Below are 21,944 nucleotides of genomic sequence, written 5' to 3'. Positions count from 1 at the left end.
TCTTCCCGTTATATTTACAAATTAATCCTTCCACAAAAAGAACGTATGTTTTATAATTAAAGAAAATTATGGAAGAAAGAAGTTGTTACATTTATGCGTCCACTTTTAACAAAGTTTATATCACTTGAAGATTTCCAAAACTATTATTGGTTAAAAGCAGAACTCCAAACATTTTGTCGTGAGCATGGTTTGCCAGCTAGTGGCTCTAAGATTGAAATAACCGAGCGTATCTCCCATTATTTACATACTGGTAAAATATTAAAAAACAGCTCTGTTCAAAAGGTGAGTAAAGCTTCCCTCTCTTATAAAGACCTTTCTCTTCAAACAATTATTACTAACAATCACCGCTGTAGCGAAGATGTTCGTGCTTTTTTCAAAGAAAAAATCGGAGCAAACTTCCGCTTTACAGTAGCTCTTCAAAAGTTTTTTAAAGAGAATGTTGGCAAAACATATGAAGACGCGATAACGTTTTGGTATGAAGAGAACGAACGAAAAAAAGATCCTACTTATAAAACAACTATCAGCCCGCAGTTTGAATACAATCGCTTTACTCGCGACTTTTTCGAAGATCCAAATAACAAAGGGAAATCAAAAGCTGATGCTATCGCTGCTTGGAATGAAATAAAAGTAAAACCTGGTAGCAATGCTTATGTTCCTCAAAAAGTAGAAAACTAGTTCCTTTCTAGTCTTCTACTTTCTCAAATAATAAAGCAAGCCCTATTCCGCCCCCAATTCCTAACGTCGTAATTCCATACTTCATATACTCTCTTTGCGCTTGATAAAACAAACGTGTTACAAGCATAGCCCCAGATGCACCGTACGGATGACCGAGCGCAATTGCACCACCATTTACATTTAATTTCTCGTACGGAATTTGTAACGTCTTTGCACAAGCAACAACTTTTGAAGCAAATGCTTCATTTATTTCAAAATAATCAATGTCCTCTACTTTCATATTCATTTCGTTTAGTAATTTGTTCACCGCAAATATTGGACCAGTCCCCGGAAGGTTGGGATCCACTCCAACTACAGCACTGCGAACGAAACGAAGAACAGGTTTGTATCCTAACTTTCGAGCTTGCCGCTCTTCCATTACAAGAACCGCACATGCCCCATCATTTACACTACATGAGTTTCCTGCCGTTACTGTACCATTTTGTAAAAATGCAGGTTTTGTTCTTTTAATTATTCTTTCATACTTTATTTCTCGTTTTATAGCCTCATCTAAAGACCCATTAAAAGAAAGTATTTCATCTTGTAAATATTCATTTTCTAATGCTTGTAGTGTTCGTTTATAACTGAGGCAAGCATACTCGTCTTGCATTTCTCTCGTGATGTTATAACGTTCTGCAACATATTCAGCCGCTACTCCCATACTAGGATCGCCAGTTGTTTCCGGTGAAAATCGCGCTCTATTTTGAAAAGGTGATGTACTTGTACTCTCTACTCCTCCTGCAATATAACAATTACCTGCCCCGCCTTGAATGAAATAACATGCGGTGCGAATCGCTTCCAACCCGGCACCACATTGCCGGTCAATCGTTACACCCGGAATATGTTGACCAAGCCCTGCTTCTAAAGCAGATAATCTCGCAATATTCCCTCCTGGCCCAACAACATTCCCTAATATAACATCATCTATTTCTCTCTCAATTCCTTTACTTAAAAATGTGAGAAGCGGGGCTGATAGGTGCTGAACTTCATAGTCTTTTAACATCCCATTCTTCTTACCAATAGGTGTCCTTTTTGCTTCTACAATAACCGCTCTATTCATATATCTTCTCCCGGTTTTCAATCATACTTTTTGCTGCAATACGAGCGATTTTCCCGCTGTCTGTATACGGTATTTCATCTACAAAATGCCACTCTTTCGGTATTTTAAACGAGGATAATCGTTGTAAGCAAAAACTCCTTAATTGTTGCCTCGTAGCACTTCCTTTGACGATGGCGACAGGCTTTTCACCCCAATAACTATCATTCACACCAACTATAACTATTTCATCTACAGCTGGATGTTCATGTAATACACTTTCTATTTCTTCTGGAAAAATATTAATTCCTCCAAATAAAATCATATTCTTCTCTCTACCGACAATATAAATAAAGCCTTCTTCATCTTCATAACCTACATCTCGCACCGTCATCCAGCCATCTGCATTCAACTCTGGAACTAAACTTCCGCCCAATATGTATCCCATAAAAAACTGATCACTTTTCACATAAACAGTTCCTACCTCACCTTTCTGTACTTCTTCACCTGCTCCATTACATATTCGAACTTGCACATTGTGACAAGGTTTCCCTACTGAATTTGGCCTTCTTTCACTCTCTTCATCAACTAATGCTGTTACAAAACTTAGTTCCGATGCACCGTAAAATTCATATTTTTGCGCATAAGGAAATATACTCTTTATTTTTTCTTTCGCCTCAGCTTCCCATTTCGCTCCTGACGAAATAATTTTCAATGTATTTTCTATTACTCTCTTTTCTTTATATAAAGATTCTAGCATTGTCGGAACTGTATACATGACCGAAATTTTTTCCGTTTCTAACTTATCCAACACTTGATTTGGAATAAACTTTCTCATAATATGCACCGTTTGTCCTATATATAATGCACTTATTGCCCCGTATAAAAAAAGAGAATGAACGAGCGTTCCAGTTATTAAAATAGAATCTTCCTTTTTCATATGAAAGTCATGTACATTACAATCAAAGCTATGAATCCACGATTGTTGTGCACGTAAAAATGCTTTTGCCTTTCCAGTCGATCCTGATGTAAACCCCATATAAAAAGGAGCATGTTGTACATTTTCTACAGGATAATATGCAGGCAGTTTGTTCTCTATCATTCTTTTCCACTCATCAATTTCTATTACTCTTCCTTCCTCTCCCGATATATCATTCAACTTATATCGTTCCGTCACAATCATATCCGGATTACTGATTACTAGTCTTTCCTTTAGCTCATCCTTTTTCCATTTTATATCTAATGGCACACAAACCCATCCGGCCATAGCAGCACCAGCAAATAGTTGTAAAAACTCGATACGATTTTCTAATACAATTGCTATCGTTTTATTCTTTGACTTTTTTTCATCCAACCAGCTTGCTACTTTACACACTGACCCAAACCACTCTTTATATGTTAAAACTCGATCATTTTCCTTTATTGCTATTTTATTCGGTTGTAAGGAAGCATGCTTTTTATATTCTTTTGTAATCCCCATATGAGACGTCCTTTCTCTTAAAAATAATAAAAAGAAACACGCAATGAACGTGTTTCTTCTCTTTTTTATCCCGCATTTGTATATTTCCCACTCTTTAAAGCAGGCGTAATAATATGTTTCAATGAACGGTGTAATTTTGTTACAAGAACTGCTGCAATAATTACTTTTATACAATCCCCTGGTAAGAACACAGCACTTACTTTCATCGTCTGCCATATAGAAATATCCATTACGAAAGCTTGTACAATAATACCAAATACATAAACTACGAAAATACCACCAATTATATTAATGCATAGTACTTTTATTATAGAAACTTCACGTAAACGCTCAATTAAATAACCAATGACAAACGCTCCAACAATATAACCAAGTAAATATCCTGCACTTGGCCCAACAAATACACCAAAGCCACCACGTCCACCAGCAAGTAATGGTGCTCCAACTCCTACAATAAGTAAGAAAACAAGTTGACTTAATGCACCAAGACGTGATCCTAACAGTCCACCAGCAAGCATAACACCAAGTGATTGTAATGTAATTGGAACTGGTGTAATAGAAAGAGCAATTGGAGGAATTAATCCTAACACTCCCATAATAGAACTAAATAAAGCGACGAAAACTAAGTTTTTTGTATTCATATTTGCTTCTCCTATTTGTAAACTAAAAACGTTTTTCAGATAACATATTATAGAAGTTATATTATATTTCTATCTAGAATTTGTCAACTTATTTTCATAATAGGTTTACAAATATGAATTCCATTATTCCCCTTTACGCAAATGCTCAAGTTCTTTCCGAAGCGCTTGTTTTAAAAACTTCCCAACAGATGTTTTCGGTATTTCTTCCATAAATACAATATCGTCTGGCAACCACCACTTTGCAAACTGCGGTTTTAAAAACGCATATATTTCTTCTTTTGTTACTGTACTATTTTTCTTTTGAACAACGCAGGCAACTGGTCGCTCTTGCCACTGCGGATGAGGAACGGCAACGACAGCTGCTTCAAATATAGCATCATGTGCCATTAAAGCATTTTCAAGGTCCACTGAAGAAATCCATTCTCCCCCACTTTTAATAACATCTTTCGTACGGTCAACAATTTTCACGCAACCTTCCTCATCGACTGTGACAACATCTCCTGTATATAACCATCCATCACGAAAACCTTCGACAGTACGCTCATCGTTATAATAGCTTTCAGCGATCCATGGTGCTCGTAAACAAAGTTCTCCCATCTCTGTACCATCCCACTTCACTTCACCATTTGTACCGACTACTTTCATCTCTACACCAGGTACAAGATACCCTTGTTTTGATCGAATTTCTAATTGCTCTTCATACGATAATTCTGTTTCATAACTTTTTAAACGCGCAAGTGTTACGAGTGGGCTCGTTTCCGTCATACCATATGCATGGATGAAAGGAACATTATGTTTCTGTTCAAATGCTTTAATAACACTTTTCGGTGCAGCTGCACCACCACATAGTATTCTCGTCATACTAGATAAATCGTAACTATTATTTTCTAACTCTTGTAATACACCGAGCCAAATTGTCGGCACACCAGCAGCTAACGTCACTTTTTCAGATTGGATCATTTCTAATAAAATTTTTGGTGTAAACATCGGTCCTGGAAGAACTTGTTTTGATCCAAACCACGTAGCAGCGAAAGGAAGTCCCCAAGCATTCACATGGAACATCGGTACAATCGCCATTGCTGCATCACTTTCCGATAAAGCAGCTGTATCCGCTAAACCAAGTGCCATACAATGCAATACAGTACTACGATGCGTATATACAACACCTTTTGGATTTCCTGTAGTCGCCGACGTATAACACATACCAGCAGGTGTGTTTTCATCAATATCTTTTACAAATTGGAAATTTGGATCGCCTTCTTCTAATAGCTTTTCATAATGATATACAGGTTCTAGCGTAGTATTTGGAAGTTCATCTTTATCAGTCATAATAATGTAAGCTTGTACAGCTGATAGTTGTGATTGAATATTTTCAACGAGCGGTACGAGATCTTCATCTATAAGTAGAATGCGATCTTCTGCGTGCTGAATAATATATGAAATATGTTGAGGAGATAAACGAATATTAATTGTGTGCAAAACAGAAGCAATACCTGGAATAGCAAAATACGCTTCCACATGTCGATGATGATTCCACGCTAACGTTCCTATACGCTCGCCTTCCTTAATTCCTAACTTTTTTAACGCACTGGAAAGCCTTCTCGTCCTTTCACCTAACTGCTTATACGTTAACGTCGTAATTGTATCATGTGTCCGTGAAACAATTTCTTTCTTTGAAAACAATTTTTCTGCTCTTTCCATCATAGAACTAATTGTTAGCGGTACATTCATCATCATATTGGTTATATCCCCCTTTAAAGCGTTTTCATTTTTCGTTTATTATAACAGACTCTCGTAAATAATTACGACATTTTTCTGTATTTTCTGAATTATTTCTTTGGAAATAATTCAGAAAATACTAAGAGAAAATATACTAAAATTCCTTCTTACGATATATAAATACCGAAATAACAAAAGAAAAGATATATATGATAACGCCAAATATTGTATATAGAATTGAAACGTATACAGATAAATTTAAATTTGATATTGGAAATTGTTTTATTAAATAGCCAATTACACTTTGTAATCCAAAATAAATAACAAGTCCCCCACATGCGCCTCCAATTGTAATAGCATCAGATTTTTCTGCTCCAAAAATATAGAGGAGTGGATAGGCTATTGCTCCGGCATTAAGGATGATGAACGTCCCTAAAGAAACACTCTTAAATATATCATCATCAATTGGCGTATCTGAAACTGAAGCATGTACGTAAAATATGCTATACGATAATAAAGTACCAATAATTACAACTATAAAATAGAAAAGGTAGTGACTTTGCACAATGTTATTTCTAGTAACCGGTAAAGTAAGTACATATTTTTCATAACCCGACTTACTCTCATACTTAATAACTTCAAGTGCAGGAATTGCAGCAAATAAGATAATGAATGTAGCAATTAAACGGTACATTGAAGCATTACCAAAATAAAAAACAAATCCCGATCCTAATATCGCTATTCCCATAAACGTCAAGAAAGTTCGATACACTAGATAATAGTTTGTCAATAATAAACCTTTCATTTATTTTTCACTCCTTGTTAATAAAACACTTATTTCTTCTATCGAAATGGTTCTATGAGCAATCCCATTTGGTAGTTTATGCACATCTGATACAAGTACATTGAAATAAGAACCATTATTCCTTTTCACCACAACTATATCTTTGTTGATTAAAGTTAGTTGTTCCTCATCAACATCTACAATGGCATAATTGTCTAAAACCTTATCCTTTTCTTCATTCAATAAAATTTCTCCATCTTTTATCACAATAAGGTGACTAGCTATTTTTTCTACATCACTCATAATATGTGAAGAAAGTAATATACCACCATTACTTTTATTCACAAAACTTTTTAATTCCTCTAACACCTGCTCCCTAGATGAAGGATCAAGACCTCCCGTCGCTTCATCTAGAATTAATAATTTGGCATTATGTGATAATGCAACAGCTATAGATAGTTTCATCGACATTCCACGGGAAAACCTACCTACTTTTTCATAAGTAGGTAAAGAGAAAGAATGAACTAATCGGTAAAAATTTTCTCTATCCCAAGAGTCAAACATCTTTTCAAAAACCTTATTTAGTTGTTTTATTGTAAGATGAGCCGGGAGATTCATAGCATCAAATACGACTCCAATCTTCCCCTTATTCTTGGCATCTTTATTTATATTTTCTTTACCAAATATTTTGACTGTACCACTATCTTTAGAAATTAATTGTAGTACTGTTTTAAAAGTTGTTGATTTCCCTGCCCCATTGTCACCAATGAATCCAACAATTGATCCAGACGGCACATTGAAAGAAACATCTCTTAAAACAACTTTGTTTCCAAATGATTTACTTAAATTTTCAATTTCTAGAAGATTTGACATCATTACACTCCTATCTTAACTTTTCATAAAAGTATGTTTTCTCCTATTAAAAATTATCCACTTTTTCTCTCACTTTCTTTTTCAGTTTAAAAATAAGACGATTACTATATTCTTTATTTTCTACTAAAATTCGATACACCTCTAATACTCCTAACACACGAACAAAAAGATAGACTCCAATTGCAATAAGTACAACACAGTAAGGGTAATACTGCACTAATTCTCCTGAAGTGATATGCTTTTTCTCAAACAAAAACGGTATTGCGCCTGCGGCTATAAAACAAAATCCAATGATCATTACTGCCGCATACTTTTTCTTAATAATCGCATATCTTTTTGTCAATTCTTTTAGAAAGTTTTGATCAAATAATAGTTCTTCTTTTTTCAATACATTGTATCGACTCTCTTCTATCGTTGCAGGTACCATCATTGCTCCAATTCCAAGAACAGCAATAATAATGACAAGGAATGTCGACATTGTTGCATTTTCTTTAAATAATAAATACGGTATTGTCGATAAAATGAGCAAACTAAATCCTAACGCAATATATTTAGAAATCTTTTGTCCATACACTACATACCCTTCTGCCATTTCCTGACTTACGTAATATCCATCTACATTTTCATTACTTTGCTCAGCAGTTTCCTTTAATAAATAATCCAATGATACTTCAAATACATTTCCAATCATTATTAACTTTTCAGTTTCAGGAAAACCTTGACCGTTTTCCCATTTACTAACCGCTTGCCTTGTTGTGTTTAATTTCTCGGCTAATGCTTCTTGAGAAAGACCTTTTTCTTTTCTTAATTTAAAAAGCTTCTCACCAAATCCCATATGTGTGTCCCCCTTTGTTTTCTTACCTAAATTGTATGTAAACATTGCACTTATCTCTATCTTCCTATGGTTGCACTTTGTCAACTTACGGTTGCGATTGTGTTATATAGCCATTTTCTATACAATTTAGCTAGTTTTCTTTTATCATTATGGTGTGAACAAAAATACTCTATACCAATAACCAATTATAATAATTAAAGGTAATTATTGTTATAAAAAATAAAAACTCCCTTATTCATTTAAAGGAGTTTTCGATATGAAATATTCCAAGAAAGGCTAATTTTCTTTCTCATATTAATTCACAATTTCTTCTATACATTTTTGCATGTTGTGCAACGATTAATAAGCATCCCACACAGTATATGTTGTCATCTCTTTATATAAGGCGTATTCATATATATGTAAAATATTACTCCTATTAATTTCTCTAATAAAACCACTTCTCAATTATCATAACGGCTTCTGCTTAAACTTTTCATAATGTCGTACTTTTAATAAAAGGACATTCCCGCAATCTGTACAAATATAAGCATCTACTGGTGAAGATGTGAACATCGTCTCCTTTTTCCGTATTTGTGCATAACCGACAAACTCACCTTCTCCTATATTTTGAGAACCACAATTAGAGCATGTCTGCACGTCTTTCTGTTTCATGAGAGCACCACCTTTAATCTGTTTCTACTCCCTTCGACAGTTCACTTCCATTTCCCTTCCAAAAAACCTCTTATTCTCTTACATTTCAACAGGAATCTCAGAACAAACATCGTATATGTACTATGAAATATATTTATTGACGGAGGAACTTTATGGGTACGATTATGACGTTTAATACAGCTCAAGAAATTGAAAACGCAGAAATACATATGCTCTCTTCTAGATTAACGCTATTACAAGCAATAAACGGAAATCCAATGCAAGTACAAATGAAAAAGTTCGGTAGTGCCACTGCTTTTTCATCAAAAGTAATTGCTGGTCCGGCTTTTAATACGGTAAAAGGTATTACATTTACAAATACAGATGAGTTAGATGAAATTATCTCTTATTATCAATCACTACAAATCCCTTGTCGTTTTGAAATTACACCCGCTCAAGGTACAGCTGAACTATTTCATTACTTATCTGAAAAAGGTTTTTATCAATCTAGCTTCCATACCGCTTTATATAGTATACCGAGAGAAAATCCATCCCTTCTTCCTCCTAACATTTCAGTACGCCAACTAAAAGAAAATGAATTTCATATTTTTGCTGACATATATGTACGTGGTTTTAACATGCCATCCTTTACAAAAGATGGCGTGCGCCAAAATAACGAAATTCTTTACGATAAACCAGGATGGTATTTTTTCATAGCCGAAGTTCAAAATACTCCTGCAGGCATTGGTGTTCTGTACATAAATAATGGGATTGCTTCATTAGCTGCTTCTGCTACTTTGCCAGAATTTCAGCGTAAAGGCTGTCATACTGCCTTAATTCAAAAACGAATTGAGACAGCTATTGAATCCAATTGTCATTTAATAGTCGGACAAGCAAGGTTCGGTAGCGGCAGTCAAAATAATATGGAACGTGCCCATATGAAAATCGCTTATACGAAATCAATATGGACTGCAAAAGACATATAATTAACATTCCTTCTCCTTGCATTACAATTTTATACATTCTATGACAATTCTTTTTCTATACCATTAATCATTTGAATATTCAAACTAGATTTGTTACGCTATTATTAGATACATCATTCAACTTGCAATATGAAAAGAAAATTCTCATCAAACTACAAGGAGGAGAAATGTATGACTAAACATGATCATGGTTTAAAAGAAAAAGTAGAAGGTGCTATTGATAAAGTAAAAGGCGAAGTAAAAGAAGTTGTCGGGAAAGTAACTGACAATAAAAAATTACAAGCTGAAGGAAAATGGGATAAAGTAAAAGGCACTACTAAAGATACGGTTGGTAATGTGAAAGAAAAAGTACATGAATATAAAGAGCATAAAAATGAGAAATAAAAAAGAGCCCAATGGCTCTTTTTTATTTCCCTTCATTCTTCTCTAACACATACAAATCTTCTTCAATATTAGATAATTTCTCTGTTACAAGCTTTCTAGCATCTCCAATTGCTTGATTGTATGCAAATGGTCCTACTAATTTAATCATTTCTTCTATTAAACGCTCTGCTTGGAAGCGCCCAATTTCATCTAAATCTTCTTCAACGAAAAATTGCTGAATTTGTGCTACTAGCTCTTCTTTTTTATCATTTGGTATTTTTATATTCATCATTATTTATTACTCCTCTATATGTAAGATAGTACGTTTCTTAACTCTACCATAGAAAAACGCTTTCCAGGACAACTTTTTGTAACGCCTTCCAGCTCCCTATGACCGAGTATATTTTCTTTCTTTATAGCAAACTGCTTCATAAACATTTTACATAAAGAATATAATGCATTCATTTGCGCGGTCGTTGGATCATATTTATCAAAATTACCCGTCATACATATTCCAATTGTATCTCTATTATTATCTTTCGCATGTGCTCCAATATGTAAACCACGTCCTTCGACTACAGTTCCATCTTCTTCAATAAAATAATTATAACCGATCCCGCTCCACCCTCTTACTTTTTGATGAAATTCATGTGTTTTATACACATCCCATCCATCTTCGGATGTATGGTGGATAATCAGTTTATTTACTTTTTCTAAAGGAACTAATTCATCTTGAAATGTTAAATTAACACATTTAATTTCCATTTGAACATCCCCCTTAAAAATCAATCATCATAATTGTTTTATCATCTGGTCGTATTCTCTTTTCCCCTTCTAGCTCTTCAATAATTGCTACATATTCATTTATACTATTCTTTCTTATATATGCAACAGTTTGTTCGAGTGGCCAATCTGGGTGGAATAATCCGTCTGAACAAATAAAAATCCCACTCACTTCATCTATATGTAATTCCCCATGCTGCAAATAATGAATCGCTTCTTTCATTCCATTCGCAACGGAATACCCCTCCTCCACATTTGCAAGATAACGATTATATTTTAACTGTTCTCGCACATCTTGAAAAACATGTTCTTCCGGTACAGATAATCCCTTTTTACGATCTTCTTCTCTTTTCTTTTTTGCCCGTTGACTAATTCCTTCAACCGTGTCTTTCGTTAATACTTGCATCGTTCCATTTTGAAGTATTGCAACAATCATACAGTCCCCTAATTGTGCATATTCAATTTTCTCACCAACTATTTGGACTGCCGCGATACATGTGCACCACAAATGCTCTTTTTTTCTCGTGTCTACTTCATATTCTAACATTTTTCTTTGCAATGCTTCATTTGCTTTTGCAACTGTAACTGGTAAACTATGATTTTCACGTAATGAAGCAAAATAACTTGCAAATAAATGTGAAGCGATGTATGCTCCATTATGTCCCTTATCATCACAAAACGGGACAAGTGGTGTTGCACCGTCACATACACCATAAATCTTATTTTCTTCATTACAAAAATAAGAATCCTCACATTCTTGCTTCAATGGGCTTTTCTGTTGATATGTTTTTATCTCCACAACTGTATCCCCTTTCAAATAATAAAATACTCAAATTCTTTTGATTAATCTAATTTCCCGAAATAAACTGTTTTTACCCAAAACTTTCAATATCATATATAATCTTGAAATAATATGAATTTTCTAGTGAAGGACGGGAAAGAGATGGTCAGATTTCTTGGTGTTATTATTGGTTCTATTATTATTGCGATTGCCTTTAATCTTTTCCTTATCCCCCACAAAATTTTAAGTAGTGGAATTGGCGGAATTGCTATTATTTTAGGGATTGTAACTCCTGTAAACACAGGTATTATTAACTTTGTATTAAACTTACCTATCCTTATTTTAGGATACATAGGTCTTGGAAAAAAAGTAATTTTTAACACGATTATCTCTGTTATTGTATTATCTGTTGCATTATACTATGTTCCAGTGAAAGTCGTCGCAACAGATCCGCTTTTATCATCTATCTTTGGTGGTGTCATTGCCGGAGCTGGTATCGGTCTTGTTTTTAACTGTAATGGATCAACTGGTGGATTTGATATTATCGGTATGTTGTTATCTCGCAAACGAGACATTAAACTTGGCGGATTCCTTATTGTTTTAAATGCAGTCGTTGTAATCATTGCAGGATTCTTCTTCACTTGGGATGTCGCTCTTACAAGCTTACTTTCGATTTATGTAACTGGTAAAGTTATTGATGCTATTCATACGAAACATCGGAAGGTTACACTTATGATTGTAACAAATGAAGCAGAAAAAATGAAAAAACAACTTCTTTCAACTGTTGTACGTGGAATTACATTACTTGATGGCGAAGGTGCTTATTCTAGCGAAAAGAAACGTGTACTTATGACAGTTGTTTCTCGTGAAGAATTAGCAAGTATGAAATTAACAATTTCTGAAATTGATCCTCATGCATTCGTTAACATTACAGAAACGGTTGAAGTATTAGGATTATTTAGAAAAGCTTAAAAAACTAGGTGGATTTCCACCTAGTTTTTATTTTCCATAAATTCAATTCGATTTCCGAACGGGTCTGACACATAAAATCTAATTACATCTGGTCGTGCATGATCATCTATTACTTCAATACCTTTCTTTATTAACTCTTGTCTAAATTCATCTATTTTTAAAACATAAAAAGCTGGATGCGCCTTTTTAGCTGGATTGAAGTTTTGCTCAACTCCAATATGAATCTCTTGATTTCCACACTTAAACCAACATCCACCACGCTTCTTTAATTCCTCTGGCTTCGGGATTTCCTCCATACCTATTGTTTCACCATAAAACGCTCGTGCTTCTTCTTCACAACCTACAGGCGCAGCTACTTGTACATGATCGATACCTTGAATATAATTTCTCATTTTCTCTCCCCCTCCTCTACCCTAATGTTATACAGAAAACCCACTTTTGTATCTTACAAAAGGTTTATAAAACAATATAAGCTCCCCTTATTACCACCTGGCACTCACTTTGCAAAAAATAAAGAAAACAAAATTTATTATATAACTTCTATTTTTTATAGAAATACACGTTACATCTATATTATAGTTATGAATAGACAAATCTTTTTAGATGCTATTTGTACGGAGGAACTATTATGAGTCGTAAAAAATATTCATCAACTCAAAGAAAACGTCATCCGAACATTTCTAGACGTTTGCGAAACCATATACAAGATCGTTCATTAACAGAAATGTACGCATCTCTGTTCAAACATAATCCTGATAGTATTATTTCATTAAATTTGGAGGGCATTATTTTACATATAAATCCTTCTGCCGAAAAAACATTAGGTTACAGTTCCTTAGAATTAGAACAGAAAAATATTACCTCTATTTTAGAAGCCCATATTTCTGAACAAGTATTACAAAATATAAAGAATACGGAAGCGGATAATCAACAAGAGTATATTTTATCTATTTATCATAAAAATGGATTCTTATTAGACGTCGTAACAAAACTAGTTCCTATTTTTGTCCAAAATCGTCTAACTGGCGTATATGCCATTATGAAACCTCTTGAAAAATCAGAAAGAATTGAGAATATGCTAAAAGAAAGTGAGAAGAGATTACGTACATTAGTGGACTCCATGCCTGCGTTTGTTATATTTAAGGATCATGAAGGACGCTGGCTTGAAGCAAATGACTATGCACTTTCTTGTTTCAATTTCCACCATGTACCTTATCACGGGAAAAAAGATAGTGAACTCATTCAATATAACGAAGCCTACCGAGAAGCTTTTTTACATTGTGAAGAAGTCGACGAACTAGCATGGCAACAAAGACAAATTCTTCATGGTGAGGAATTCATTATTCATAGAGATGATTCCGACCTAATATTAAGTATATCGAAAGTTCCACTTTATCATCCTGACGGATCGCGAAAAGGTCTTATCGTAATGGGAAGAGACGTTACCGAGCTAAAAGAAACGGAAAAGTTATTACGAAAATCAGAAAAGCTCGCAGTAGTCGGACAACTGACAGCTGGAATCGCCCATGAAATTCGAAATCCACTCACTTCTCTAAAAGGTTTTCTAACATTGCTACTCCCTGAAATAAATGAGGAGCAAAAATGGTATATCGATGTTATGTTAAGTGAGATTTCACAGATGGAATCTATCACTAGTCAATTCATGGCGATGTCTAAACCACAAGTATTATCTATCCAAACTTGTAACATACAAGCTTTAATTGAAGAGGTTGTTACATTTATTTTACCAACTGCTATTATGCATAGTGTTCATATTATTATGGATCATTTTGATTACAAACATGATATTCAATGTGATGGTAACCAACTAAAACAAGTTTTTATAAATATATTAAAAAACGCGATAGAAGCGATGCCAAATGGCGGAAATATTTACATCCAAACAAAACCATTAGATGATACCTTTATTTTAATACGGATTATCGATGAAGGTTGCGGTATCCCAGAAGATCGTGTCTCTCGTCTAGGCGAACCATTTTACAGTTTAAAAGAAAAAGGAACGGGACTAGGATTAATGATGTGTTACAAAATAATTGAGGAACATCATGGTAAATTACACATTGCAAGCGAATTAAATAAAGGTACAATCGTTGACATTCAATTACCGCTTTCTTCGTCTCATCTTGCAATTCAGTCGTAAATAATAAAAGAAGCATCTGCTAAGTGTTAGCAGATGCTTCTTTTTTAAAATGCTTTGTCATACCATTCTTTTGCTTTTTCTACTTCACTCATTGTTAATTGATGCCCTCTATTTTCCCAATGCATTGTTACATTAGCGTTTGCATTTTCTAATAGTACCTGTAATTCCTCTGATTCTGCTGATGAACAAATCGGATCATTTGTCCCAGCAGCAATGAACACGGATTTCCCTACTAAATTAGGCAATTGTGTTCCTCTTCTAGGCACCATTGGGTGATGAAGCACAGCACCTTTTAATGCATTTTCGTAATGGAATAATAAGCTTGCCGCAATGTTTGCTCCATTTGAATACCCGATAGCTACAATGTTATTTCTATCAAATTCATATGCTTTTGCAGCTTCATCTAAAAAATCATTTAATTCCTTCGTACGGAAAATCAAATCTTCTTCATCAAAAATGCCTTCTGCCAATCTACGGAAGAAACGTGGCATGCCATTTTCTAATACATTTCCTCTAACACTTAATACAGATGCTTCCGGATCAACTATTTCTGCAAGTGGTAATAAATCTAATTCGTTTCCTCCTGTACCATGAAGTAATAACAACACTGGTTTTGACGTATCTTTTCCTTTTTGAAAAACATGTTTCATCATAATCCTTTTCCCCTTTCAATCACTTTAATCTAAATGTCTCACTTCAAACGGCAAAAGCGTTTGTTCAATCTGTTTTCTATGCTGTTCATATTGTTCCGGTAATTTTAATTCCTCACCCATCGTCTCCAACGATTCATCATGAGCGAAACCAGGAGGATCTGTTGCAATTTCAAATAAAATCTCACCATGTTCTCTAAAATAAATTGCGTTAAAATAATTACGATCTTTTACAGGAGTTACGTGGTATCCAAAACGGGACACATGCTCTTTCCAGTCTAGCTGATCAGCATCGTCACTCGCTCTCCAAGCAATATGATGCACTGTACCAACGCCCATTTGGCCACGACCGATTGTTGATAACCTCAAGTCGATAATATTTCCAATATTAGCAGAAGAACGGAATCGAACGAATTCACCCTCTTCTCCAATTTTCTCAAGACCCATAATATGTTCTAACAGTTCAGCAGTTTTTTGAGGCTGTGCCGATAATAGAACCGCACCACCAAATCCTTTAATTGCTACTTCTGGCGTAACTTCTCCAAACGTCCAATTATTTAATTCACCCTCTTCTCTTTCTACTAATTCTATATGCAAACCATGTGGATCATCAAATTCTAAATACCGCTCTCCAAATCGAGTCATTTTTGTATATGAAACATCGAATTTTTCTAATCTATTCTCCCAAAACTCCATTGCACCTTTTGGTACAACATAAGAAGTGATACCTACTTGACCGTCACCAATAACTCCTTGACGAGCACCTGCCCATGGGAAAAACGTAATAATTGTTCCAGGCTTTCCTCCTTCATTACCAAAATAAAGATGGTACGTACCCGGATCATCAAAATTTACTGTTTGTTTCACTAAACGTAAACCTAATACACCAGCATAAAAATCTACATTTTCTTGTGGATGTCCTACAATTGCTGTAATGTGATGTATCCCCATTGTTTTCTTTTCCATTTCGTCCACTCCTTTTTAATTCATTATAAAAATTGCTTTACATTAAAATTCATTATTCATTTTGTCCATACTAGAAAGTAAAATCCGTCATGATAATTTTATCTCGAATTCGAGATATTGATTGTAAAATTACACATTAACGTTTAACTTATCGAAATTATCTCGATTTCAAGATAGTTTCCAAAAAATTTACTCACTTTAATACCATAATCAGTGGGGGCTTACTGCCCATTAAAGTGGGATAAAACGTGGTTTAGAATATCATTTACCTCGAAATTAATACTTATTATAAGTTACTTACTTTTCTTTGTCAACAAGTTACTTATTTCATTTAAAATGAAAAGGGAGTAAACGCTATTCACCGTTTACTCCCTTTTCAAATCATTTCGTTTCTTCTTCCAGCACTGCTTCCATCTCATTAAATTCACGATGAATTGCTTTAACTGGTTCTTTCGTTACTAAACTTACAACAATCACAGCTAATAAGCTACAGAAGAATCCAGGTACCATTTCATACATAGTCGCTTTTAAACTTGGAATTTGTACCCAAGTAATTACAACTACTGCACCAACAATCATCCCAGCAAGAACGCCCCATTTGTTCGTTCTTTTCCAATATAAACTTAATAAAATGGCAGGTCCGAATGCTGAACCAAATCCTGCCCAAGCATAACCGACGAGTGTTAAAATTGTATCACTTGGATGATACGCTAAAACAACTGCGATCATAGCTACTACTAAAACTGACAGTCTACCGATAAATACAAGTTCTTTATCACTTGCGTTACGACGGAAAAATGTTTTATAGAAATCTTCCGTTACTGCACTTGAAATAACAAGTAATTGCGAGGAAATACTACTCATTATAGAAGCTAATATAGCTGACAATAAAAACCCGGTAATGTACGGATGGAATAAAATGTTTGAGAATGTTACAAAGACCATTTCTGGGTCTTGTAATGTCCCATTATTTTTAGCATAGTAGGCGATACCAACCAAGCCAGTAAGCATTGCACCTATAATGGAAATCGCCATCCAACCGATACCGATTCTACGAGAAGTTTTCAAATCTTTAATAGAGGCAATTGCCATAAAGCGGACAATAATATGTGGTTGACCAAAATACCCAAGACCCCATGCTAAAAAGGAAATAATACCAAGAATTGTGGTCCCTTTAAACATATCTAAATGCGATGCATCAACTTGCTTAATCGTATTGTATGTCTCTGTTACACCACCGACATCTGTAAAAGCAACAATTGGTACTAATACGAGAGCAATAAACATAATACACCCTTGCACAAAGTCGGTCCAACTTACTGCTAAAAAACCACCGAATAGTGTATAAGCAACTACGACACCGACAGTTACAAATAAACCAATTTTATAATCAAGGTTGAAAGAATTTTCAAACAAACGTCCACCTGATACTAAACCAGCCGACGCATAAAATGTGAAAAATACTAAAATGACGATAGCGGAGACAAAACGAAGTATTTTCGTACGATCTTTAAATCGATTCTCTAAAAAGTCTGGAATCGTAATTGAATCATTAGCCACTTCTGTATACGTTCGCAAACGCGGGGCAAGAATTAAATAGTTTGCATAAGCACCTATTAATAAACCTATCGCAATCCACACACTTGATAACCCTGTCGCATACATCGCACCAGGTAATCCCATTAGCATCCAACCACTCATGTCAGAAGCACCAGCTGATAAAGCTGTAACTGCTGGACCGAGTCCCCTTCCGCCTAACATATAATCTGATAAATCGGATGTCTTCTTATAAGACCAATAACCGATATACAACATACCTGCCATATAAATAGCAAGCGAAACCATAATCTCAATCTTCACCAAATCTCTCCCTTAGTTACATAAGCCATTCAAAATTTCGAAAAATGACTTTTTCTATTTTCTTGTTTTCGCTTATGGTTCCCTACCTTAACAAACATTTTTTGTTCTTTCAAGTGAACAGGTGTTTTTTACTACATATGAAAACCTTCATAAACGCCTTTATCCCAGTGGATTACCCGGGTTTCAAAAGAAATTAAAGTAAAAATATTCAGAAAATAACACGGTGTGTTTTTTCACATCTTATTTTCATTTTTCATCCGAAAAATTTTAAAAGAAAAAAGCCATACGAATGTATGACTTTCAGCTTATTGGCATCGCAAATCTCTCTTTCTCTACATATACTTTCCGGAATTTCATATAGCACCCAATACGCCAAGGTACTATATAACAAACCGCAAGGGTGTAGAAAAGAATGCCAATTGACTTTGGATCTAAACCTTGTAAATGTCTTCTAAAATAAGCACGTAAAAGAACGATAACTAAAAATGTAGCAATAAAAGCAATACTTTTTTTTGCATAAATTTGACCATCTTCTCTGATTTCATATCCACTTAAAATAATAAGTGGAATTGATAATAACAGTCCAATCCCAGCAACTATCCCAATTTTCCAACCAGCAAGTTGGATTGGTGCTGCATATAAAGAAAAACCTGGAAATAAAAAGAATAATGGCAATAATATTCGTCTTCCTTTATTTTTAATTGGTCGATTCATAGAACGCATACGTCTAAATATAACGAGCCCTATAACGAGTAAAAAAATTGTAATACTGTACGAACCTTGCTGCAAGTGAATCTCTCCCTAAAAATATTTATTTTTAAAAGCCTTTCCATTATACTCCTAATATTTTCTAAAGAATATGATTATTCCTCCTGAAAATCTTACATTTCAAATATACTTTTAAGTTCGATTTACTATAGGAAACAAATCTGAAAGAGAAACTACCCGCCCCATCTCATCCTTGAACACAATATGCTCTCTCGTTAAATGACGTGGACTCTTTACTCCCGCTGCTGCTGCAAGTGAGAACAAACTATATCTCATACTTATTATATAATTCATGACTCGCCACTTCTTCTCATACGGATCTAGCGCTTTTTGATAGTGCGGATTCGTCGTGGCAACACCAGATGGACATTGGCCAGAATTACATTGCAGCGCCATAATACAACCGCTTGCCATCATAAAACCACGTGCCGAGTTTACAGCATCTGCACCAATCGCTAAAGCAATTGCCACTTTATCTGGTGTAATTAATTTCCCCGAGGCAAACACTTTGAATTTATCACGAACACCATAATGATTCGCTGTATCAATACATGTCAGTAACGCTGGAATAAGCGGCATCCCCATACTATCTGCCATCGATTTATATGTTGCTCCTGATCCACCTTCTGAACCGTCAATTGTAATAAAATCCGGATAGATATTTAACTCTTTCATCGTTTTAAATAAATCTTCCAACGGCTCCTGCTGTCCAATTACAATTTTCATACCGATTGGTTTCCCGCCAGTTTCTTGCAAACGCTGAATAAAATAAAGTGTATCTGCTGCATTGTTCAAAAATGAAAATCGATTCGGAGAATTAATCGTCTCTCCTACTCGTACATTCCGAACAGAAGCAATTTTCTCATTTACTTTTTGCCCCTCTAAATGACCACCACGTATTTTCGCACCTTGCCCAAATTTCAATTCAAATGCTTTAATATTACTTTCTTTCACTTTCTCCATAAATTTCTCCATTGAAAAATTCCCGTCCTCATCACGGTATCCAAATAGCCCTGGACCAATTTGCGCCACGATATTCGCCCCTGTATGTAAATGTTCTGGAATAACGCCACCTTCACCAGTATTAATCCACGATCCGCCTGCCATTTTCGCTCCAAAGCCGCTCGCTAAAATATAATTTTCGCCAATCGCACCGTAAGAAGTTGCTGATGCCCCAAACATGCCATACAGTTTCCATGGATATTTACGATTTTCGCCGACGATAATTGCATCGTCTTCTTCGTATAACCAAAGATTCGTTGTATCCGCTGTCAATTTTTCTCTCCGTGAAAATAATCCTTCTTTATGAATCACATACTTTTTCCCTTCACGTTCTTGCGTTACGTTCACACTTAATTCTTCTGTTAATACCGGAAACAACGTATTAGCAATATAATAACCAGATGCTTCAAAATCTCGTTTCGACCCAAAACCAAGTATTTCAGAGCGATACTTCGCTAAAAACATAACACTTTGAAAATCGTAACGTGAAAAAGGTTTTCCATCTGTATCGTGATCAAACCAATATTGTCGGAATTCCGGCCCTATCTTTTCCAGTAAGTAACGCATTCTTCCTAAGTATGGATGTAATTTTAAAATAGAATGATGCGTCCGTTTTTTTATAAAAAATGTGATAATAAAAAAGACGATTAAAATCAACATTAATAATAGTAATATACTAATAATAACGAGTAGCGTTTCACTCATCTCGCTTCCCCCTATGAAATTCCATAATAAAAGGAGAACACTCCATGTGTTCTCCTTTTATCTTTATTCAAATTAATGTAGCAAGATGCTCTTTCGCGTCATATTCAACTAAACTTTCAGCATGTTTAATTCGATGAACAAAATCTGGATTAGCAATTAACGGTCTTCCGAATGCAGCTATGTCAATTGTTCCTTCTTGCAGTGCTTCTTCTGCCTCTTTCGGATTCAAATTACCAACCCCAACAATCGTACCATCCCAATATTTTCTTACTAATTGATGAAAATTCTTTCCGTCAGCAATCACTTGCGTATAATTCATCGTTGAAGGGTGAATCATCGTTAATCCAACTTCTTTAAACATATTTACGAATGTTTCAATTGCCAGCTCAGGGTTTTCCCACATATAAGTAGGATTATCCCCTTTAAAAGCAGAGAAACGAAGAAGTGTTTTATCAGCTCCAACTGCTTCTATTACAGCCTCTGTTACTTCTTTCATAAACGTTAACCTTTGCTTTAAGTCACCGCCATATTTATCAGTACGCTTATTAGCAAACTCATAAGTAAATTGATCAATTAAATATCCGTGTGCACCGTGAATTTCTACCCCATCAAATCCAGCTTCGATCGCGTTTTTCGCAGCTTGTGCGTATTGACTGATAACTTCTTGTATTTCTTCTAACGTCATTGCTTCTGGTGTATCAAATGGTTTACGAAAACGCGGAACATTCCCTTCTGCAGCGATTGCAGAAGGCGCTTGCGGCATTTGCCCACCAATTATTTCGTGATGACTCATACGTCCAACATGCCATATTTGAGCAATAATCGTTCCGCCTTCTTTATGTACTGCCTCTGTAACAGGTTTCCAAGAATCGATTTGTTCTTGCGTATAAATCCCTGGTACTCCTGGATTCCCTTTCGCTCTCGGACTAATGACAATTCCTTCTGTAATAATTAATCCAACTCCGTCAGCAGCACGTTTTCTGTAGTATTCCGCTACATCAGCACCAACTACTCCAGTTTCATTATCTGCAAAGCATCTTGTCATTGGTGCCATTGCTATGCGATTACGAAGAGACCAAGCTCCGACTTGAATCTGATCAAACAACTTCGTTTCTTCAATATTTTCAAAAGATCCCCAAGCGTTTACATTTGTTCCTTCATAAATACTTGCCGCTTTCTTGTTCGAACTTGTCATGTTTTTTCCCCCTAAAAAAATTCTTACTACAATCGCA

The 21,944-nt window shown here is 35.1% G+C and carries 23 protein-coding genes; 5 read left to right on the top strand and 18 right to left on the bottom strand.

Translation table 11 applies throughout. The features are described from left to right. The first annotated feature begins 93 nt into the window (after window positions 1-93). A complete protein-coding gene (locus PDK19_RS14445; protein WP_074615240.1) occupies window positions 94-675 on the top strand; it encodes a DUF6434 domain-containing protein in 582 nt (193 codons plus the stop codon). 7 nt (window positions 676-682) lie between these two features. On the opposite strand, the gene PDK19_RS14440 is transcribed toward PDK19_RS14445, so the two are convergent. From PDK19_RS14440 to PDK19_RS14405, 8 genes are all read right to left on the bottom strand, one after another. After that, a complete protein-coding gene (locus tag PDK19_RS14440) occupies window positions 683-1,774 on the bottom strand; it encodes an acetyl-CoA C-acyltransferase (protein ID WP_074615241.1) in 1,092 nt (363 codons plus the stop codon). Then, window positions 1,767-3,230 (bottom strand): acyl-CoA synthetase, encoded by a 1,464-nt coding sequence (locus PDK19_RS14435; RefSeq protein WP_074615242.1) that lies wholly within the window; start codon window positions 3,228-3,230, stop codon window positions 1,767-1,769. Before PDK19_RS14435 ends, PDK19_RS14440 begins: the two co-directional genes overlap by 8 nt. A gap of 65 nt (window positions 3,231-3,295) precedes the next feature. Then, window positions 3,296-3,871 (bottom strand): biotin transporter BioY, encoded by a 576-nt coding sequence (locus tag PDK19_RS14430; protein WP_074615243.1) that lies wholly within the window; start codon window positions 3,869-3,871, stop codon window positions 3,296-3,298. Window positions 3,872-3,994: 123 nt separating this feature from the next. Continuing rightward, window positions 3,995-5,608 (bottom strand): long-chain fatty acid--CoA ligase, encoded by a 1,614-nt coding sequence (locus PDK19_RS14425; protein WP_000980170.1) that lies wholly within the window; start codon window positions 5,606-5,608, stop codon window positions 3,995-3,997. A gap of 136 nt (window positions 5,609-5,744) precedes the next feature. After that, a complete protein-coding gene (locus PDK19_RS14420) occupies window positions 5,745-6,395 on the bottom strand; it encodes an ABC-2 transporter permease (RefSeq protein ID WP_088300205.1) in 651 nt (216 codons plus the stop codon). Continuing rightward, entirely contained in the window at window positions 6,396-7,247 is an 852-nt protein-coding gene (locus PDK19_RS14415) for an ABC transporter ATP-binding protein (protein ID WP_000067336.1), read from the bottom strand. A 46-nt stretch (window positions 7,248-7,293) separates the two neighbouring features. Then, window positions 7,294-8,082 carry a helix-turn-helix domain-containing protein gene (locus tag PDK19_RS14410; protein WP_016718231.1) on the bottom strand — a complete coding sequence of 263 codons (789 nt, stop codon included), beginning with the start codon at window positions 8,080-8,082 and terminating at the stop codon, window positions 7,294-7,296. Window positions 8,083-8,532: 450 nt separating this feature from the next. Beyond that, complete coding sequence (locus PDK19_RS14405; protein ID WP_000810212.1) at window positions 8,533-8,736, bottom strand: hypothetical protein; 204 nt, start codon at window positions 8,734-8,736, stop codon at window positions 8,533-8,535. Window positions 8,737-8,888: 152 nt separating this feature from the next. On the opposite strand from PDK19_RS14405, the gene PDK19_RS14400 reads away from it, so the two are divergent. Together PDK19_RS14400 and PDK19_RS14395 are read left to right on the top strand one after the other, a co-directional pair. Continuing rightward, window positions 8,889-9,701, top strand: coding sequence for a GNAT family N-acetyltransferase (locus PDK19_RS14400; protein WP_074615275.1), 813 nt, complete (start codon window positions 8,889-8,891; stop codon window positions 9,699-9,701). A gap of 171 nt (window positions 9,702-9,872) precedes the next feature. Beyond that, window positions 9,873-10,085 carry a CsbD family protein gene (locus tag PDK19_RS14395; protein WP_074615274.1) on the top strand — a complete coding sequence of 71 codons (213 nt, stop codon included), beginning with the start codon at window positions 9,873-9,875 and terminating at the stop codon, window positions 10,083-10,085. A 22-nt stretch (window positions 10,086-10,107) separates the two neighbouring features. Here the strand turns inward: PDK19_RS14395 and PDK19_RS14390 are convergent, their stop codons facing one another. Genes PDK19_RS14390 through PDK19_RS14380 form a run of 3 tightly spaced genes read right to left on the bottom strand, consistent with a single transcriptional unit; the run spans window position 10,108 to window position 11,664 of the window. Then, window positions 10,108-10,356 (bottom strand): DUF2164 domain-containing protein, encoded by a 249-nt coding sequence (locus PDK19_RS14390; protein ID WP_000981070.1) that lies wholly within the window; start codon window positions 10,354-10,356, stop codon window positions 10,108-10,110. Window positions 10,357-10,370: 14 nt separating this feature from the next. Further along, window positions 10,371-10,829: a peptidoglycan recognition protein family protein gene (locus PDK19_RS14385; RefSeq protein WP_102719331.1), complete on the bottom strand. Its 459-nt coding sequence runs from the start codon at window positions 10,827-10,829 to the stop codon at window positions 10,371-10,373. A gap of 13 nt (window positions 10,830-10,842) precedes the next feature. Beyond that, a complete protein-coding gene (locus PDK19_RS14380; RefSeq protein ID WP_270707410.1) occupies window positions 10,843-11,664 on the bottom strand; it encodes a protein phosphatase 2C domain-containing protein in 822 nt (273 codons plus the stop codon). Between the two features lie 96 nt (window positions 11,665-11,760). Here PDK19_RS14380 and PDK19_RS14375 point away from each other — a divergent pair, with 96 nt between their 5' ends. Next, the gene (locus PDK19_RS14375) at window positions 11,761-12,600 is read left to right on the top strand and encodes a YitT family protein (protein WP_270707409.1); all 840 of its coding nucleotides are present in this window, start codon (window positions 11,761-11,763) and stop codon (window positions 12,598-12,600) included. Window positions 12,601-12,620: 20 nt separating this feature from the next. Here the strand turns inward: PDK19_RS14375 and PDK19_RS14370 are convergent, their stop codons facing one another. Further along, window positions 12,621-12,992, bottom strand: a complete 372-nt coding sequence (locus PDK19_RS14370) for a VOC family protein (protein ID WP_270707408.1) — start codon at window positions 12,990-12,992, stop codon at window positions 12,621-12,623. A 236-nt stretch (window positions 12,993-13,228) separates the two neighbouring features. Here PDK19_RS14370 and PDK19_RS14365 point away from each other — a divergent pair, with 236 nt between their 5' ends. Next, window positions 13,229-14,761, top strand: coding sequence for a BA3702 family sensor histidine kinase (locus tag PDK19_RS14365; RefSeq protein WP_270707407.1), 1,533 nt, complete (start codon window positions 13,229-13,231; stop codon window positions 14,759-14,761). 44 nt (window positions 14,762-14,805) lie between these two features. Here PDK19_RS14365 and PDK19_RS14360 read toward each other — a convergent pair whose 3' ends face one another. The 6 genes from PDK19_RS14360 to PDK19_RS14335 all read right to left on the bottom strand — a co-directional run bounded on the left by PDK19_RS14360 (window position 14,806) and on the right by PDK19_RS14335 (window position 21,907). Further along, entirely contained in the window at window positions 14,806-15,414 is a 609-nt protein-coding gene (locus tag PDK19_RS14360) for an alpha/beta hydrolase (protein WP_270707406.1), read from the bottom strand. A gap of 24 nt (window positions 15,415-15,438) precedes the next feature. Continuing rightward, window positions 15,439-16,377 carry a ring-cleaving dioxygenase gene (locus PDK19_RS14355; protein WP_074615271.1) on the bottom strand — a complete coding sequence of 313 codons (939 nt, stop codon included), beginning with the start codon at window positions 16,375-16,377 and terminating at the stop codon, window positions 15,439-15,441. A 381-nt stretch (window positions 16,378-16,758) separates the two neighbouring features. Then, window positions 16,759-18,237, bottom strand: a complete 1,479-nt coding sequence (gene putP, locus PDK19_RS14350) for a sodium/proline symporter PutP (RefSeq protein ID WP_270707405.1) — start codon at window positions 18,235-18,237, stop codon at window positions 16,759-16,761. 300 nt (window positions 18,238-18,537) lie between these two features. Continuing rightward, window positions 18,538-19,026 (bottom strand): CcdC family protein, encoded by a 489-nt coding sequence (locus PDK19_RS14345; RefSeq protein WP_074615270.1) that lies wholly within the window; start codon window positions 19,024-19,026, stop codon window positions 18,538-18,540. 111 nt (window positions 19,027-19,137) lie between these two features. Continuing rightward, window positions 19,138-20,712 carry an FMN-binding glutamate synthase family protein gene (locus PDK19_RS14340; protein ID WP_061183398.1) on the bottom strand — a complete coding sequence of 525 codons (1,575 nt, stop codon included), beginning with the start codon at window positions 20,710-20,712 and terminating at the stop codon, window positions 19,138-19,140. A gap of 67 nt (window positions 20,713-20,779) precedes the next feature. After that, window positions 20,780-21,907 carry an alkene reductase gene (locus tag PDK19_RS14335; RefSeq protein ID WP_000204379.1) on the bottom strand — a complete coding sequence of 376 codons (1,128 nt, stop codon included), beginning with the start codon at window positions 21,905-21,907 and terminating at the stop codon, window positions 20,780-20,782. Between the last annotated feature and the right edge of the window lie 37 nt (window positions 21,908-21,944).

The organism is Bacillus cereus group sp. BcHK124, assembly GCF_027712065.1.
Taxonomy (GTDB): Bacteria; Bacillota; Bacilli; order Bacillales; family Bacillaceae_G; genus Bacillus_A; species Bacillus_A pacificus.
This window is presented reverse-complemented; position numbering and strand designations above follow the sequence as displayed.